This is a genomic window from Colwellia maritima (assembly GCF_022669015.1).
Lineage (GTDB): Bacteria > Pseudomonadota > Gammaproteobacteria > Enterobacterales > Alteromonadaceae > Colwellia > Colwellia maritima.
Window position 1 is genome coordinate 1,509,847 of record NZ_JAKKSL010000001.1, and the last position, 16,299, is coordinate 1,526,145.

Sequence of the window (16,299 nt, forward strand, 5' to 3'; positions counted from 1 at the left end):
AAGCCTAGTATTCCGATTCTAGGTTTTTCACGGTTTGCCACAACATCGTATTTTCTGGTGTGGCAATACCATGCGTTATTCCTAAATGATGGATATAACCATTAATATAATCTATTTCACTTCTACGTTTTGCTAGAATATCACAGCGCATGGATGAGCAGTTTTTTGCTGTTGCTTGCGCCACTTCTTTTATTCTTTGTTTAAGTTCATGTAGATCAAATTGCACCCCTTCAGCACTGGCGACCGCAATGATTTCGTTTAGTAAAAGAGTAATACTGGTTTGATATTTTGCATTGTTTATCTGGCCATTCTCTAAATTGTTTATTGCAGTCAAAGGATTAATAACACAGTTAATCGCCAACTTTAACCATTGTTTTTGTTTTATGTTCGTCTGGAAATTTACGTCGGGTAATGCTGTATTTAATAATTGCGTAAGTGATTGTTGTTGTGTTGCATTACTCGCTCCTAACAGTAAGCCTAAATCTGAAGACCCAACCCCCGTATGCGTAATACAAAAGGGGGCAGAACGTAAGCATCCATGGGTGGTCAGTAAAGTATATACGGCATGATCTTTTTCAATTTCTGTTGGTAATTCTGCTACTGTACCCATGCCATTATGAGAAAGAATAATAACGCTGTTTTTGTTCAAATGATTGACTATGTTTTTTAACGCTGAAGATATTTGAAACGATTTTACACAAAGTAAAATAATGTCAGCTTGCTCAATGTTTTTTATTTGAGCATAGTGAATACTATTGTGATGGGTTTGGTTATGTTGATCAGTAAAACAATAGTCTTGTTCTCTATTTGATAAATCTTCATGCGTCAATGGGAAACTCTTTGATGACAACAAATGAAGTTGTGATTTATGGTACTCAGGGTTTTTGTTAAACAACTGCCCAATATGATGATACCAAAGTAAACCCATTGCACCTGGACCAATAATAATAATGTTCATTAATGGGTCCGTACTTTTGCTGATTCTCTGGTATGTATTATTCTTTTTAATGTGTAGAATTTATATAATAAATAAACATATTTAAGGAAAAGGTAAAGACTAATTCCGGCAATATCCGCAAAAAAATCACTAAACTCGCCATTACGAAAACCTAAGTAATATTGCCCTAATTCACTCAATGCGGAATAAAAACTTAGAGAAAAAAACGTATTGAATATGGAAAGTTTCAGTATTGATGAAACAAACCACGTGAGTATAAAAAAACCAATAAAGTGTCCAATGGTATCTATCTGTGGTGATCGAAACACTATTTTTTTAATTGATTCAGGAAGTAACAATTCGGCCGGAGAAAAACAATAAACTCGCCGCGCAAAGGACGAGTAGAAAAAAGATTAGGTGGTGTTGTGCTTTCACAAGTGCTTACATGTTAAAAGATCATAGGTAGATATTATCATGCCAAGGGAGAATGTGAATGAAAATTCTGTTAACGCTAGCTTGTTTGGTACTTTTTGCTAGGTATAATAGCCGCATTAACCTATTTTATAAAAGAGAATAACTATGCCATCAATGGATATTGTTTCTGAAACTAACTTAGAAGAAGTACGTAATGCTGTAGATAATGCGAATCGTGAAATTACTACGCGTTTTGATTTTCGTGGTGTACAGGCAAGCTTTGAATGGAAAAAGCCAGTCGTTACAGTAAAAGCCGAAGGCGATTTTCAGTTAAAACAGCTTTGTGACATGTTACGTAGCCAATTAACTAAACGTAATGTTGATGCGAAAGCAATGTCGATTGGCAATGCTTCCGCTACAGGCAAAAACTGGAGTCAACAAGTTACCTTTAAAGAAGGTATTGAACAGGACGTAGCCAAACAGGTTGTTAAGTTAATTAAAAATGAAAAACTTAAGGTACAAGCGGCTATTCAAGGCGAACAAGTGCGAGTAACAGGAAAAAAACGTGATGATTTACAAGCCGTAATGCGTTTAGTACGTGAGTCAGATCTAGAACAATCTTTTCAATTTACTAATTTTAAAGATTAATACACTGAAAAGCAGTAAACCTACTATTGCGAAGATGACTCCAATTGACCTGTACTTCGCAACGACCACTAATAGCCGTTTCATTAATTAAATGATCTATTTTATCGGTAGAAAAATTGCCGAATACAAGGTATTTATTTCAATAATGAGTTGTTCTAATTATTAAATAAATAACGATGTAGCCGGTGATTCTAGCAAGTAGAAATGATGACATCGTTAGTGAGCTTGGTATAACATGCCTTACTTATAAGACGTTGATGTTTGTTTTTAATACCCAAATACTATAATTATTTCAAACAATAGTATTGTTGATTAAGGTCAACTAAAATCCATAAAATTGGGCTATTAATATTCTATTAGGCAAAATCAGTAGTAAGATAATAGTCCTCATTTCAAAACTAAGTTATTACCATGATCGTTGATTTAAATAGCCGTTACGGCCTAAATCCTGCACACAGTGAAGTAGTAGAAGCGTGTAAAATTATTGAACCTTGCGATACGTTAGACATGGGGTGTTCTAATGGCCGTAATGCGGTTTACCTCGCTCAACAAGGATTTAACGTGACTGCTGTAGATATTAATCCCAGTGCTATTGATATGTTGCAAAGTATTAGTACAGAAGAGGACATGGATAGAATTAAGGCTCAGATTTACGACATTAACAATGCCAACCTAAGTGAGGTGTATGGTTTTATTTCGTGCACTGTAACCTTAATGTTTATCAACCCTGATCGCGTTGATGCTATTATTGCTGATATGCAGAATCATACACTTGCAGGCGGTTATAACCTGATTGTATGTGCCATGAACACAGACCAAAATCCTTGCCCAGTTCCATTTCCTTTTACCTTGAAAGCAGGGCAGTTGCGTGATGCTTATAAATCGTGGGATCTGATTAAATACAATGAAGATGTCGGTACTATGCACAATGGCGCAAAATTGCAGTTTGCAACGCTATTGGCGCAGAAATCGAACTAAAACAATAATTTCAAATGTAAAAATAGCCTGTGCACCATGGCAATACTCAATTAATGCTTTTGTCGTTTAAACAATGCTGTGGTTGGCAATATTGATCACCATAATAGTTATCTGAGTAGTTGCAGTTTAATTGCGCAGTGCTTCGTGTTTCAATGTGTAAAATTGATTTTATAGTTTCTATAAGCTTTTTCATGGTATTCACCTTGTTCGTTGAAGATGAAATCATTGTTATCTAAAAATGCAACAGGGTAAATATCATATAATTGATAACAATGTGCGATAAAACAAATCAAAGATTATGCATTACTTACATTTAAGGTGAGTTGTTCAGTAAAAATTTGTTTTAACAGTGTTAATTCATTGGTTCTCACATAGTTTGGTCTGATCACTAATGCGATAGTTCTATGTGGGCCTGGCTCATTTAAATGAATAGCGCGAAGCTCTGATGCATTATGTATTAATTGATCTAGCGCCATCTGTGGCACTAAAGTTGTACCTAGCTTGCCTGCAACCATTTGAACTAACGTATGTAAGCTAGCTGAGTCAAAATCTGAATCTTCTTTTTGCTTCTGAAATTTACAAGCCGCTAAGGCGTGCTCTTTTAAGCAATGGCCATCTTTTAACAGCATCAACTTTTCAATTTCTAATTCGGCACTGGTTATTTCTTTTACTCTACTAGGCGATTCATCTTTATGGCAAACCCAATAAAAATCTTCTTGCCAAAAGTCAAAGCTCATTAAACCGTCTATAGGAAATGGTAAGGCGAGAATCGCGGCATCGATATCGCCAGTTCTAACTTTATCAACTAATACATGGGATTGTTCTTCAATAATTTTCAATTTAAGCGCAGGGAATTGTTTTCTTACTTCGGGCAACACTTTTGGTAAAAGGTAAGGGCCAATGGTAGGAATAACACCAATAGTCATAGGGGATGAAAAAGGCTCTTGATTTGCTTGTGATATTTGCATCAGTTCGTCTACTTCAAGCTTAATCCTTTTTGCTTTGTCGAGTATTTTCTTACCATTATTTGTGACTAATACTTGTTTATTATTGCGTTCAAAAATAACTGTTCCTATGTGCTTTTCTAGTTCGTTAATTGCGGTACTCAATGCTGATTGAGATACATTGCAAAGCTCGGCAGCTTTTTTAAAATGCAGTGTTTTTTCAACCGCTAATGCATAGTGAAGTTGCTTTAATGAAATCATATTTTTGGTTATTAATTATATTGAACGTTATCTCTATTCTAATTGATTAGATAAAATTATCTATAACTTATTGCACAGTCATAACCATCAGAAACTATGGATAAAAGCTCATCTAAATAAAGTGTATTTAAATTTTTGAGTAGACGTTATCAAAACTTTATGTTCTAAAAAATAGAATATAAAAATCAAATCTTTTAATTATATTAAATTATTTACCTAATTTATTATTACTCCATCGAAAGCAAACACGCTTTCTGAACTAAACAAAAACAGATTTTAATTTACTATTTTATAACACAAGCGAGGAAATACTCATGGCTCAAATAGGCAAATCAATTCCAGAATTTAACGCACAAGCATTCCACAATGGCGAGTTTGTAGAAGTATCAACCGAAAGCGTAAAAGGTAAGTGGGCAATCTTTTTATTCTACCCAAGAGATTTTACTTTTGTTTGCCCTACAGAACTTGAAGATATGGCAAACCAATACGAAGAGTTACAAAAGTTAGGCGTTGAAGTTTATGCGGTATCAACTGACACACACTTCTCACATAAAGCGTGGCATGACTCTTCAGATGCCATTGGTAAGATTAACTTCCCAATGATTGGTGACCAAACGGGCAACATTACCCGAGGATTTGACGTAATGATTGAAGAAGACCACATGGCACACCGTGGCACCTTCTTAGTAGACCCAGACGGTATCATTCAAGTTGCTCATATTCATGCCGGTGGTATTGGCCGAAGTGCAAAAGACATGGTTCGTAACGTAAAAGCGGCACAGTATGTTCGTGAAAATGATGGTGAAGTATGTCCTGCAGCATGGGAACAAGGTCAAGCAACACTGACACCTAGCTTAGATTTAGTTGGCAAAATATAACGTTCTCTGAAGTAAATTTTTAATCGTTATTAAAAAGTACAATCTACTGGCGGACTCCGTTTTAAAACGTTCCGCCATTTTTATACCAAGTGAGCCGTTATTTAGCTCATTAACTCATTATTAATTCGTAATATTTAAGGTAGTATCATGTTAAGTAAAGATATTTTAAACGCAGTAAAAACGTATACTGCAAATATGAAAAACAGTGTGTCATTTGTTTTACAAACAGGGGAACACGAAAAACGCTCAGAATTAAAAGAGTTTTTGAGCCAATTGTCATCCGTGTCTGAAAATTTAACGTTAGTTGAGCGCGATGAAAATTTGAGAAGTCCAATCACATTTTATTTAGAGGTTGAAGGAAAAAATAACGGCATCCATTTCTCAGGTATACCCAGTGGTCACGAGTTTAATTCACTTATTTTAGCTGTATTACATTCCTCGGGCACTGAGCATAAACTTGATAAAACCTTAACGGCAATGGTTAAGAAAATTAACGAACCATTACACTTTGAAGTGTTTATTTCTTTAAGTTGTCACAATTGTCCTGATGTAGTGCAGTCGCTTAACCAATTTGCGTTAATTAATAACAACATTAACACCGAAATGATTGATGGTGGCTTATATCCATCATTAATTGAAGATCGTAATATTCAAGGTGTTCCTAGCGTTTACTTAAATGGTGAGCTGTTTGCCAATGGTAAAATTGATACGGCGCAATTAGTCGATAAATTAATCGAACGCTTTCCGTCTATTGTTGGCGTTGACAATGACACGCAATTGCCTTTGCAAGACGTTACCGTCATTGGGGGCTTGGTCCGGCAGGTGTAGCTTCAGCTATTTATGCGGCCCGAAAAGGCTTGAATGTTACTCTGATAGCAGACCGTATTGGTGGGCAAGTAAAAGATACCGTAGGTATTGAAAATTTAATCTCAGTGCCAAAAACTACAGGCACAGAATTAACAGGGAATATGCAAGCACATTTAAGTGACTATGATATTAACATTAAGGAATTTTTACGGGTTGAAAAGATTGAAAGCAACGCCACCGATTCCCCATGGAAAACATTGTACTTATCTAGTGGTGAAGTGATTGAGTCTAAAACTGTTATTGTAGCCACAGGTGCAAAATGGCGTGAGTTAGGCGTACCAGGTGAAAAAGAAAACATTGGTTCAGGCGTCGCCTATTGTCCGCATTGTGATGGTCCTTTCTTTAAAGGTAAAGATGTAGCCGTTGTTGGTGGTGGTAACTCAGGTATTGAGGCTGCATTGGATTTAGCCGGTATGGTTAATCATGTAACGGTATTTGAATTTTTACCTGAATTAAAAGCAGATAAAGTGTTAGTAGACAAAGCTGAAGCGAATGACAAAATTACTATCATTAAAAATGTAGCAACGAAAGAAGTTGTCGCTGAAGGAGGAAAAGTCGTTGCTTTAGCGTATGAAGACAGAGTTACTGGCGAAGTAAAACAACAATCGTTAGCGGGGGTTTTTGTGCAAATAGGGTTAGTTCCTAACAGTGCTTTCTTGGAAGGTGTTGTGGACAGAACCAAACATGGCGAAGTCGTTATTGATGAGCGATGTAACACAAGTGAACCTGGTATCTTTGCCGCCGGTGATGTATCAACTGTGCCTTATAAGCAAATAGTAATTGCTATGGGCGAGGGCGCAAAAGCCTCCTTGTCAGCCTTTGATTATATTATTAGAGAAAGTTAATAGTAACCAAGGGAAACTCGCAGATACATATATTAAATAACCTCAACTCGGGTTAAGAGGTTTTTAACTCATTGAAAATTAGTATTTAATTTTCCTCTTATCACTATAATGAGATAGTTTTGCTTAATTCAAGGCAAATTTACGCGTCAATAGTCGGTCTATTGCAAGTGAATTTAACGAAGAAGTTAGTAAAATAGCCATTATAGAAAGATTTATTAAGCCGAGCTGAGGTTAAATAATAGTTATAATGTAATTTAAAGATTAAAGGCTGCCATGTGTTTATCACTGGCTGCCTTTAATAAAATTCTTGTGTTTTAATGCTTAAGCTCGAGCTAAAACATTTGAATAGCTTGAATTGTAACTACCACAGTGTAACTTGATTTTTTATTTACTTTGCTCGTGGTCATGCTCATCGTGATCTCCACCGCATGATTCGCCTTCATCATGAATATGACCATGGGCTAGCTCTTCTTCAGTTGCTTTACGTACTTCTAAAATTTCTACGTCAAAACTTAAATCAATACCTGCTAACGGGTGATTACCATCAACGGTTACTTCATCATCAGTGACATCAATCACAATGACGGTTTGTTCACCATCATCGGTAGTTGCACGAAGTTGTGTACCAACCGTTAGGTCTTCAACACCTTGTAATACTTCTTTCGGTACAGTTTGAACATAATCGTCATGACGATCACCGTAAGCGTCTGCTGCGGTTACTGCTACTTCAAATTTATCGCCCGTTTTATGGTCGACTAAAGCGTCTTCAAGTCCTTGAATTAAATAGCCTGATCCTTGAATAATCGTCATAGGTTTATGATCATAAGAGCTATCAATTAATGTACCTTCGCTATCTGATACCGCGTAGTGCATTACTACGACTGAGTTATTGGTAATTTTCATCTGGTTATCCCTATTCAAAATTATAATTTAAGTTATTCGGCTATTAAAGCGTAAGGTAAGTCTTTAATTAACACGGTAGATTCTGGGTGTGATTTTATTCGTAATTGGCTTGAACTATCTAAATCATTGGCTAATATTGCTTGAATATAGCAAGTACCGTTATCCGCTTGATAAACACTTAAAATGTCGCCGCCTTTACGCCAGTTTTCACCTAATTGTTTTTCGATAATGTCATCACTTTGTAGAGGTTGTTGCAGTGTTGTTGTTAATGAGAATAAGGCTTTTTTATTTTTACCTAAATATTGCATACGGGCGACAGTTTCTTGCCCTAAGTAGCAACCTTTAGTAAAGCTAATACCGTTAATTGCCTGCAAATTAAGCATTTGTGGAACATATTCACCACTACTTTTATCAGACAGTTGTACAAAACCTTCTTTGATTTCTAATAAATTCCATATAGCGTTATTGTATATAGGTAAATTAATATTAAGCACAATACGTTCAATCATTTCAGCAGTATCAATAATTAAATAACGTGCTTGTTTGCCGGCAATGTAAACTAATGTCGTCGTGTCTGATTGCACAACAGGGTTTAGGCTATCAGGCGTACGCGAAAATTGACTATTTAAAACACTGACAGCATTTTCGCCAACAAAGGCAATAAATTGCAATTCATCCGTTTGTGAAATTTCAACCTTAGCAAAAACACCATATTTTTTCAGCTCGGTAATTGAAGACTCTATACTTGCTTTAGGTTGCACTAAAAGGTGTGCTGAGTTTCGGTTTAGTAAACGAAATACACTAAAGACTTTACCTTTGGCGTTGCAATGAGCACCTACAAGTAAGTTATGTTCTGAACTTGTGGTTACGTCACAGGTAACCTGTCCCTGAAGATATTTACTTTGTTCTTCTCCACATAAGGCAATAGCGCTGTAATGGGATAATGACACTAAGTAAGTAGCAGGTAATTGGTTTAAGTCTGGTAAGTTTGCTTCAAGATTTATTGGCATAAGAAGAGTCACAACGTGAGTAATAAAAGATAAATAGGGGCAAAGTCATAAAAATCAAGTTTAACTGTAAAAAAAGGCACAATTAATTGGCGAAAAAAACAAGGGTTATTGTTACAATATAGCTTAGTTAAAAAACTATTACATTTTTAGGTATATTACTATGTCAGCAACAGTAAACTCTCAAGAAGTCGATACCCACGTTGTCGTTAATAAAGCGAGATTGAAATGGGCCTGTCGTCGCGGTATGTTAGAATTAGATATACTTTTCATTCCTTTTGTTGATGAAGCATATGATGATTTAGCAGCAAAAGATCAGCGCATTTTCGAGCGTTTACTTACCGAGCAAGATCCTGATTTATTTGCTTGGTTTATGGGACATAAAATTTGTGAAGACAGTGAACTTAACACCATGGTGCAATTTATTCTCAACCGCGTCAAAGTATAATATAGAGGTTAAAAAATCTCGTTATAAGCCTTTATTCTGCGCTAGTGTTACCGTTATTATTATTGCGTTATTGCTTGTTTATTTTACTTATGCCTATCATCTTATTTTAGCGGGTACAGTATTAAGTGTTTTATTATTGGGAATCTTGCTCGCAAAAAAAGGGAAACCAGTTGTTGTAGCAAGCTTTGAGCTTGATAATCAAGGGCGCTGCTCTTTTGATGGAGTACATTACTATCAACTACTTACCCGTAGCCGATTCAGTTTTTTGGGGTGTTGGTTGTATTTGCAGTATTGTAATGATAATACGCGTTATAATGCGAACAATAATGATGCAATAAAACGCGTATTTATTTTCCGTGACAGCCTTTATGAAGACGACTTCTCTCGATTATCAAATGTTATTTCTCAATTGAATTATCACGATTAGGTACTAAATTGTTTCTTGAGTTTTTGGATGGATACAGTATGGTTGGTTTAGCTTCCTGTAGCATATCAGGGTAGTCTAGGGTGTAATGTAAGCCTCTGCTTTCTTTTCTCTCAAGAGCACAATGAATGATTAATTCGGCCACTTGTACTAAATTTCTTAACTCAAGTAAATTATTACTTACTTTGAAATTTCGATAATAATCTTCAATCTCTTGTTGTAATAATTCAACACGGTGCAAAGCACGTTCAAGCCTTTTAGTTGTTCTAACAATACCAACAAAATCCCACATAAATAAACGTAATTCGTGCCAATTATGTTGAATAACCACTTCTTCGTCAGAATCAGTTACGCGGCTTTCATCCCATAGAGGCAATGTTCTAAAGTCATTGTTGTGCTCTAAAGAATCACTAATCTCCAATGCTGCGGCACGTGCATAAACTAGGCATTCCAGTAATGAATTACTGGCTAAACGGTTAGCGCCATGCAAGCCTGTATAAGACATTTCTCCAATGGTATAAAGTTGATGAACATCTGTTCTGCCATGTTGATCAATCATTACGCCACCACAAGTATAATGTGCAGCCGGTACTATGGGCATAGGTTGTTTAGTAATATCAATACCCAATGCTTTAGTGCGTTGGTATATTGTAGGAAAATGTTGTTGGATAAAGTCACTTGATTTATGGCTGATATCCAAATACATGCAGTCTACGCCTAAACGCTTCATTTCGAAATCTATTGCACGTGCTACTATATCGCGCGGCGCTAATTCGGCACGTTTATCAAAGGTCGGCATAAAGCGACTTCCATCGGGTCGTCTTAATTTAGCGCCTTCACCCCGTAGCGCTTCGGTCAATAAAAAGGTACCCGCATCAGGATGGAATAAACACGTAGGGTGAAATTGATTAAATTCCATATTGGCTACACGACAACCCGGCTCGCCATGCCATGGCAATACCATCGCCACTGGCAACGTCAGGGTTAGAGGTATATTGGTAAACCTTGCTAGCGCCACCCGTCGCTAAAATGGTTTTTTGTGCGTAAATACTTTCAACTTTTTCTGTATTTCTGTTCCAAATATATGCACCAATACATTGTTTTTCTTTATCATGGTCAGTAATTTCTTCACAGATAAGGTCAATGGCATTATACCGTTCAAATACACGAATGCGTGAATGCTGCTTAACCCGCTCTGATAAGGTTGTTTGAATTACTTTGCCTGTAGCATCAGCCGCATGCAGGATTCGACGATGACTATGTCCACCCTCGCGTGTTAAATGGTACTGTTGTTCACCTTGTTGATTTTGTTCTTTGTCAAAATCGACTCCTTGTTCAATCAGCCAATCAAGACAGGCTTTTGCATTTTCAGCGGTATATTGAACCGCGCTTTCATCGCATAACCCCGCACCGGCAATCAAGGTATCAGATACATGCGATTGCACACTGTCGTTTTCATCAAAAACAGCTGCTATCCCACCTTGAGCATAAAAAGTAGAACCTTCATTTAGCTGTCCCTTGCTTAAAATGACTACATCAGCATTTTTTGCTAAATGTAAAGCAAGCGTTAAACCGGCGGCGCCACTGCCAATAATTAATACATCACAATTGTTTTGTTGATTCATATATACGAATGTTAAGTAAAATCAGTTATTATACTGTGATATTAACGCTTATTAATGTTTGTTAATAGGGCAAGTAAGCGTTAATCAGTTTAAAATATAAAAAAAAGTAAAATTAAAAAGAACTTTTGTGAAAATGTGTAGTCTTAATTAATGCGTTTGTTATGAGCCAAATGTGTAAAGTGTTTTTTTACCTATAATTTTTATGGGTATACTTAGGAGAAATGGCTCAAATGAGCGAACAGAACGTCGACCAAGATTTGGTTGAGCGGGTCCAGAAGGGTGATAAAAACGCCTTCAACCTGTTAGTAACGAAATATCAACATAAAGTGGCTAATTTAGTGTCGCGTTATGTCAGTAACCACAGCGATGTGCCTGATATAGTGCAAGAGGCATTTATTAAAGCGTATCGAGCTTTACCTAATTTTAGAGGGGAAAGCGCATTCTATACTTGGCTATACCGTATTGCAGTTAATTGTGCAAAAAATCACAGTGTGGCTTTGGGACGTAAACCACCAAGTAATGATGTTGAAATTGAAGATGCAGAGTTTTATGATGGTGGTGGTGCATTAAGAGAAAATGCCTCCCCAGAAAAGGTACTGCTTACTCAAGAGATTAAAAAAGTTGTTTTTGATACAATTGCGCAATTACCAGATGATTTGAGAATTGCCATAAACTTTCGAGAAATTGAAGGGTTAAGTTACGAAGAAATAGCCGTTATTATGGAATGTCCTGTCGGTACAGTACGTTCACGAATATTTAGAGCACGTGATGCTATAGATAAAAAAATTACACCATTACTAATGCAATAGCTAAAACTGTGTTGGTGGTAAGTAAGCGTTAAACGAAAGTTTTTCCATTTTAAGTACTAATTAAAGTACAAATTAAAAGGTTAAAGTATGAGTGAAAGTAAGTTTGAGACAATATCTTCGATGGTTGATAATTATCGTAATTCTGATCAAGCGTCAGAACAAACTATTGATGATATGCTCAAGGATGAAGACTTAGCAAATACATGGCATAACTACCACTTAATTGGTGATGTTATGCGTAATGAAATACCAGATACTTTACAATTAGATTTATCGGCGGAAATTTCAGCGGCTATTGCTGAAGAGCCTACGATACTTGCACCAAGTACCTCTAGCAGTAAAGCGTCAGGTGGCTTTAAAGCTAAAATTATTCAACTGATGAAGCCCGTTGGACAATTAGCGATTGCTGCATCGGCTGCCGGTTTAATGATTGTCGGTGTGCAGCAGAATACTGCTGAAACAGATGAAATTATTACGCCTAGCCAAATAGTACAAACGACGCCTTTAGGTGGTTTTGCCAATCCGGTAAGCTTTAATTATCAACAAAACACCCAGTCACAACAAGAAGCCGCACTAGAACAAAGAATAGAGCAACAAAGACGTTTTCAAGCCTTACTTTCAGATCATCAACAACAAATTAAACTTAGTGCAGCAAAAGCCACTGACGATAACAACTCAGTGATAAAAACAGAAGTCGGAGCAGAAACTAGAGTAGAATAATTAAACTAGATCAATTCAACTAACGACGAATGACTTTATTTCCGCTATCTATGCTTTCCCACTATATAAAAAGTAAATAACTTAAGTATAATAAGTTATTTACTTTTTAATGCTTATAATTTCGAGACAACATGAAATCAATTGCATCATTCAGCTTTGCTAGTATCTTTATTTGCATCACAAGTTTTTTAATTAGCTTTTCAGTACTATCGGCTGATGTAGACGAGGCAAAGCACTTATTAGAACGACTTTCCAAATCCTTGCGTCAAATAAACTTTAATACATCATTCGTCGTGGTGAAAAATAATCAGGCAGAACCTTACCATTGGCTTCATGGCATTGTTGAAGAGCAAACTCTAGAAGGTGAAGTTAAAAAGATAGAGCTTGAGATTTTGGCGATACTGAATGGACCTCGTCGCGATATTTTACGTATTAACAATACAGTCAGTTATATAGAGCCAGAATTTGCACCTTACTCAATAAGATCAGAACAACTCAGTGGTCCCATTCCGTCAGTGTTTGGGGAAGATATTAGTGTTTTAGAAAAAAACTATCATTTTGTTTCTGTTGGGAAAAATCGAATATTAGGTCGAGCTGCTCAGTTAATTCGTATTGTCCCTAAAGACACGCATCGTTTTGGTTATTGGCTTTGGTTAGATCAAGAAAGTAGTTTGCTGCTAAAGTTAGCCGTAATTACACGTCAGGGTAAATTACTTGAGCAAATTCAGTTTACTCATTTAGATATTACAGACACAATATCAGAAAATTTAAAACAATTGCAAGCAGCTGAATTACCAAAAGTAATTGACTTTACTTCACTGCAAGAAAGCACAGACTTAACTTGGCAGGTTAACTGGTTACCCGATGGTTTTGAACCCATAAAATCAGATAGACACCGAATTAATAACAGTAAACAGCCGGTAGAATTTATGTTGTTTAATGATGGCTTAGTTGATATCTCTGTTTACGTAAACCCGAGTAAAGAAAAGCAACGAGCAATAGAATTTGCTAGTGATGGAGCAACCTTAGTGTTGAGTCAGGTTATGAATAATATTGAAGTCAGTGTGGTTGGTAAAATACCATTAGAAACCGCTGAAAAAATTGTCAACTCGGTTACTTTTAATCGTAAGCTGCCTTTGCACTAATGGAAGAGTTAGCGACAGTCACAGCTATTGATAACGAAAAAATTACAATGGTGAGTCGAATAAAGTCAACCTGTAATAGTTGCTCACAGCTAGATACTTGTGCAAGTGGGCAAGTAGCAAAAGCGATTCCTAAAAAAACGTTATCTTTCACGCTTATTAAACCTAAATCGATGGACAATATGACCATCAATATAGGTGATTGTGTTGTTTTGACCGTACCAGAAGGCGATGTGTTACATAGCGCTTGGCAAGTTTACTTATTACCCGTGTTTGGGCTTTTTTCTTTTTCAGCATTGGGTCAATGGTTGTTACAAGAAAATATATTATCCCATGAACTAGCCGGAGTTGCTTTGGGGCTTGTCGGTGGCTACTTAGGCTATCGTGTAGCCAAGCAATTGCAAAGCAATCCAAGTAAACAAAAAAGCCTACAACCTGAGATTTTAAAAGTTTTGCCAAAGCTTTTTGATGTGAATACCCTAAGCACAGACTAGATGCTATGTTGAAAAGTTCAACAAAAGATAGCCCCAACGCGCTAAATTCGTTAAAATCACGCCACTTTTGAATTAATCACTTTTATCTGAATCACCCTTTATGAAAAACATACGTAACTTCTCTATTATTGCTCACATCGATCACGGTAAATCTACGCTTTCAGATCGTCTAATTCAACATTGTGGAGGTTTACAAGAACGTGAAATGGAAGCACAAGTGCTTGATTCAATGGATATTGAGCGCGAGCGTGGCATTACCATAAAAGCACAAAGTGTGACACTAGACTACATTGCTAAAGATGGTGAAACATATCAGTTGAATTTTATCGACACACCGGGCCATGTAGATTTTTCCTATGAAGTGTCTCGTTCTTTGGCTTCGTGCGAAGGTGCTTTACTGGTTGTTGATGCAGGACAAGGCGTTGAAGCACAAACCGTTGCTAATTGTTATACCGCCATAGAGATGGATTTAGAAGTTCTACCTATTTTGAATAAAATAGATTTACCGCAAGCTGATCCTATACGTGTTAGTGAAGAAATTGAAAATATCATTGGTATTGATGCGACTGATGCCGTTACCTGTTCAGCAAAAACAGGTGTAGGTATTGAAGATGTATTAGAAACCATTGTTAAAAATATTCCGGCACCCAAAGGGGATTATGATGCCCCGCTGCAAGCCTTAATTGTTGATTCATGGTTTGATAACTATCAAGGCGTTGTTTCTTTAGTTAGGCTAATCAATGGGGAAATTAAAAAAGGCGATAAAATGTTGGTGATGTCTACAGGACAGGTTCATCAAGTTGATAAAGTCGGCATTTTTACACCTAAGCAAATTGAAACAAAAGTATTACGTGCAGGTGAGGTTGGCTTTGTTATTGCGGGCATTAAAGAAATTCATGGTGCTCCTGTTGGTGATACAATTACCATAAGTAAACGTGAAACACCGACTCCTTTACCTGGGTTTAAAAAAGCTCAGCCACAAGTGTATGCGGGTATTTTTCCTATTAGTTCAGATGAGTATGAAAATTTCCGTGATGCGCTTAATAAATTAAGTCTTAACGATGCCTCATTATTTTTTGAACCTGAAAACTCTTCAGCGTTAGGCTTTGGTTTTCGTATAGGTTTCCTTGGTATGCTGCACATGGAAATTATTCAAGAGCGTTTAGCGCGTGAATATGACCTTGATTTAATTACAACGGCACCTACGGTAAATTATGAAATTGCGTGTACTAATGGTGATATTTTATCTATTGATAATCCTGCAGACTTGCCTGCAATTAATAATATTGATGAGATTCGTGAACCCATTGTACAAGCGAATATTTTAGTACCTCAAGAATATTTAGGTAGTGTTATTACCTTATGTATTGAAAAACGTGGTGTGCAAAAAGATATTATTTATCATGGAAATCAAGTTGCCGTAACCTATGAATTACCTATGGCGGAAGTAGTGATGGACTTTTTTGATAAATTAAAATCAACTAGTCGCGGTTATGCTTCGCTTGATTACCATTTTGTTCGTTTTGAAGCGGCAGACATGGTACGGGTTGATGTTATGATTAATGGTGATAGAGTGGATGCTTTAGCCATGATCACCCATAGAGCAAACTCAGTTGCTCGAGGTCGATTATTGGTAGATAAACTAAAAGAGCTGATCCATCGCCAAATGTTTGATATTGCCATTCAGGCAGCGATAGGTAATAACGTTATTGCTAGAACCACCGTAAAGCAATTACGTAAAAATGTAACCGCTAAATGTTATGGTGGCGATGTTAGTCGGAAGAAAAAATTACTACAAAAGCAAAAAGAAGGTAAAAAACGTATGAAACAAGTAGGTAATGTAGAAGTACCACAAGAAGCGTTTTTAGCTGTGCTTAAATTAGATAAATAAATTAGATAAATAATTTAAAATATATAAGTACATACTAAATCATCACAGTACACGTTAGATTAAG

16 protein-coding genes and 2 pseudogenes are annotated in these 16,299 nt (G+C 36.5%); 11 read left to right on the top strand and 7 right to left on the bottom strand.

The window, feature by feature from the left end:
* Positions 1–4: 4 nt before the first annotated feature.
* Positions 5–958: a ketopantoate reductase family protein gene (locus tag L3081_RS07450; protein ID WP_242284598.1), complete on the bottom strand. Its 954-nt coding sequence runs from the start codon at positions 956–958 to the stop codon at positions 5–7.
* Positions 958–1,266, bottom strand: coding sequence for a VanZ family protein (locus L3081_RS28970; protein WP_420839706.1), 309 nt, complete (start codon positions 1,264–1,266; stop codon positions 958–960). The genes L3081_RS07450 and L3081_RS28970 overlap by 1 nt, the downstream gene beginning before the upstream one ends.
* 250 nt (positions 1,267–1,516) lie before the next feature.
* Here L3081_RS28970 and L3081_RS07455 point away from each other — a divergent pair, with 250 nt between their 5' ends.
* Positions 1,517–1,999, top strand: coding sequence for a YajQ family cyclic di-GMP-binding protein (locus tag L3081_RS07455; RefSeq protein WP_242284599.1), 483 nt, complete (start codon positions 1,517–1,519; stop codon positions 1,997–1,999).
* 411 nt (positions 2,000–2,410) lie between these two features.
* The gene (tehB, locus tag L3081_RS07460) at positions 2,411–2,977 is read left to right on the top strand and encodes a tellurite resistance methyltransferase TehB (RefSeq protein ID WP_242284601.1); all 567 of its coding nucleotides are present in this window, start codon (positions 2,411–2,413) and stop codon (positions 2,975–2,977) included.
* Positions 2,978–3,023: 46 nt separating this feature from the next.
* Here tehB and L3081_RS07465 read toward each other — a convergent pair whose 3' ends face one another.
* Entirely contained in the window at positions 3,024–3,170 is a 147-nt protein-coding gene (locus L3081_RS07465; RefSeq protein WP_242284603.1) for a hypothetical protein, read from the bottom strand.
* Between the two features lie 103 nt (positions 3,171–3,273).
* Positions 3,274–4,182: a hydrogen peroxide-inducible genes activator gene (locus L3081_RS07470; RefSeq protein ID WP_242284605.1), complete on the bottom strand. Its 909-nt coding sequence runs from the start codon at positions 4,180–4,182 to the stop codon at positions 3,274–3,276.
* A gap of 314 nt (positions 4,183–4,496) precedes the next feature.
* Between L3081_RS07470 and ahpC the strand changes: the two genes are divergently transcribed.
* Entirely contained in the window at positions 4,497–5,060 is a 564-nt protein-coding gene (gene ahpC, locus L3081_RS07475; RefSeq protein WP_242284607.1) for an alkyl hydroperoxide reductase subunit C, read from the top strand.
* A gap of 147 nt (positions 5,061–5,207) precedes the next feature.
* Positions 5,208–6,772, top strand: a pseudogene (gene ahpF, locus L3081_RS07480) (alkyl hydroperoxide reductase subunit F).
* A 384-nt stretch (positions 6,773–7,156) separates the two neighbouring features.
* On the opposite strand, the gene L3081_RS07485 reads toward ahpF, so the two are convergent.
* A complete protein-coding gene (locus L3081_RS07485) occupies positions 7,157–7,675 on the bottom strand; it encodes an FKBP-type peptidyl-prolyl cis-trans isomerase (protein WP_242284609.1) in 519 nt (172 codons plus the stop codon).
* A 32-nt stretch (positions 7,676–7,707) separates the two neighbouring features.
* Positions 7,708–8,685 (bottom strand): tRNA-modifying protein YgfZ, encoded by a 978-nt coding sequence (ygfZ, locus tag L3081_RS07490; RefSeq protein ID WP_242284611.1) that lies wholly within the window; start codon positions 8,683–8,685, stop codon positions 7,708–7,710.
* Positions 8,686–8,845: 160 nt separating this feature from the next.
* Here ygfZ and L3081_RS07495 point away from each other — a divergent pair, with 160 nt between their 5' ends.
* The gene (locus L3081_RS07495; RefSeq protein ID WP_242284613.1) at positions 8,846–9,130 is read left to right on the top strand and encodes an FAD assembly factor SdhE; all 285 of its coding nucleotides are present in this window, start codon (positions 8,846–8,848) and stop codon (positions 9,128–9,130) included.
* Positions 9,081–9,557 (top strand): protein YgfX, encoded by a 477-nt coding sequence (locus L3081_RS07500; RefSeq protein WP_242284614.1) that lies wholly within the window; start codon positions 9,081–9,083, stop codon positions 9,555–9,557. Before L3081_RS07495 ends, L3081_RS07500 begins: the two co-directional genes overlap by 50 nt.
* On the opposite strand, the pseudogene nadB reads toward L3081_RS07500, so the two are convergent.
* Positions 9,529–11,179 (bottom strand): annotated as a pseudogene (nadB, locus tag L3081_RS07505) (L-aspartate oxidase). The gene L3081_RS07500 and the pseudogene nadB overlap by 29 nt on opposite strands.
* Before the next feature lie 230 nt (positions 11,180–11,409).
* On the opposite strand from nadB, the gene rpoE reads away from it, so the two are divergent.
* The 5 genes from rpoE (at position 11,410) to lepA (ending at position 16,235) form a co-directional block, all read left to right on the top strand.
* Complete coding sequence (gene rpoE, locus L3081_RS07510; protein WP_242284616.1) at positions 11,410–11,988, top strand: RNA polymerase sigma factor RpoE; 579 nt, start codon at positions 11,410–11,412, stop codon at positions 11,986–11,988.
* An 87-nt stretch (positions 11,989–12,075) separates the two neighbouring features.
* Positions 12,076–12,708 (top strand): sigma-E factor negative regulatory protein, encoded by a 633-nt coding sequence (locus tag L3081_RS07515; protein ID WP_242284618.1) that lies wholly within the window; start codon positions 12,076–12,078, stop codon positions 12,706–12,708.
* Between the two features lie 131 nt (positions 12,709–12,839).
* Positions 12,840–13,853: a MucB/RseB C-terminal domain-containing protein gene (locus tag L3081_RS07520; protein ID WP_242284620.1), complete on the top strand. Its 1,014-nt coding sequence runs from the start codon at positions 12,840–12,842 to the stop codon at positions 13,851–13,853.
* A complete protein-coding gene (locus tag L3081_RS07525; RefSeq protein WP_242284622.1) occupies positions 13,853–14,344 on the top strand; it encodes a SoxR reducing system RseC family protein in 492 nt (163 codons plus the stop codon). The genes L3081_RS07520 and L3081_RS07525 overlap by 1 nt, the downstream gene beginning before the upstream one ends.
* A gap of 100 nt (positions 14,345–14,444) precedes the next feature.
* Positions 14,445–16,235, top strand: coding sequence for a translation elongation factor 4 (gene lepA, locus L3081_RS07530; protein WP_242284630.1), 1,791 nt, complete (start codon positions 14,445–14,447; stop codon positions 16,233–16,235).
* Positions 16,236–16,299 lie beyond the last annotated feature (64 nt).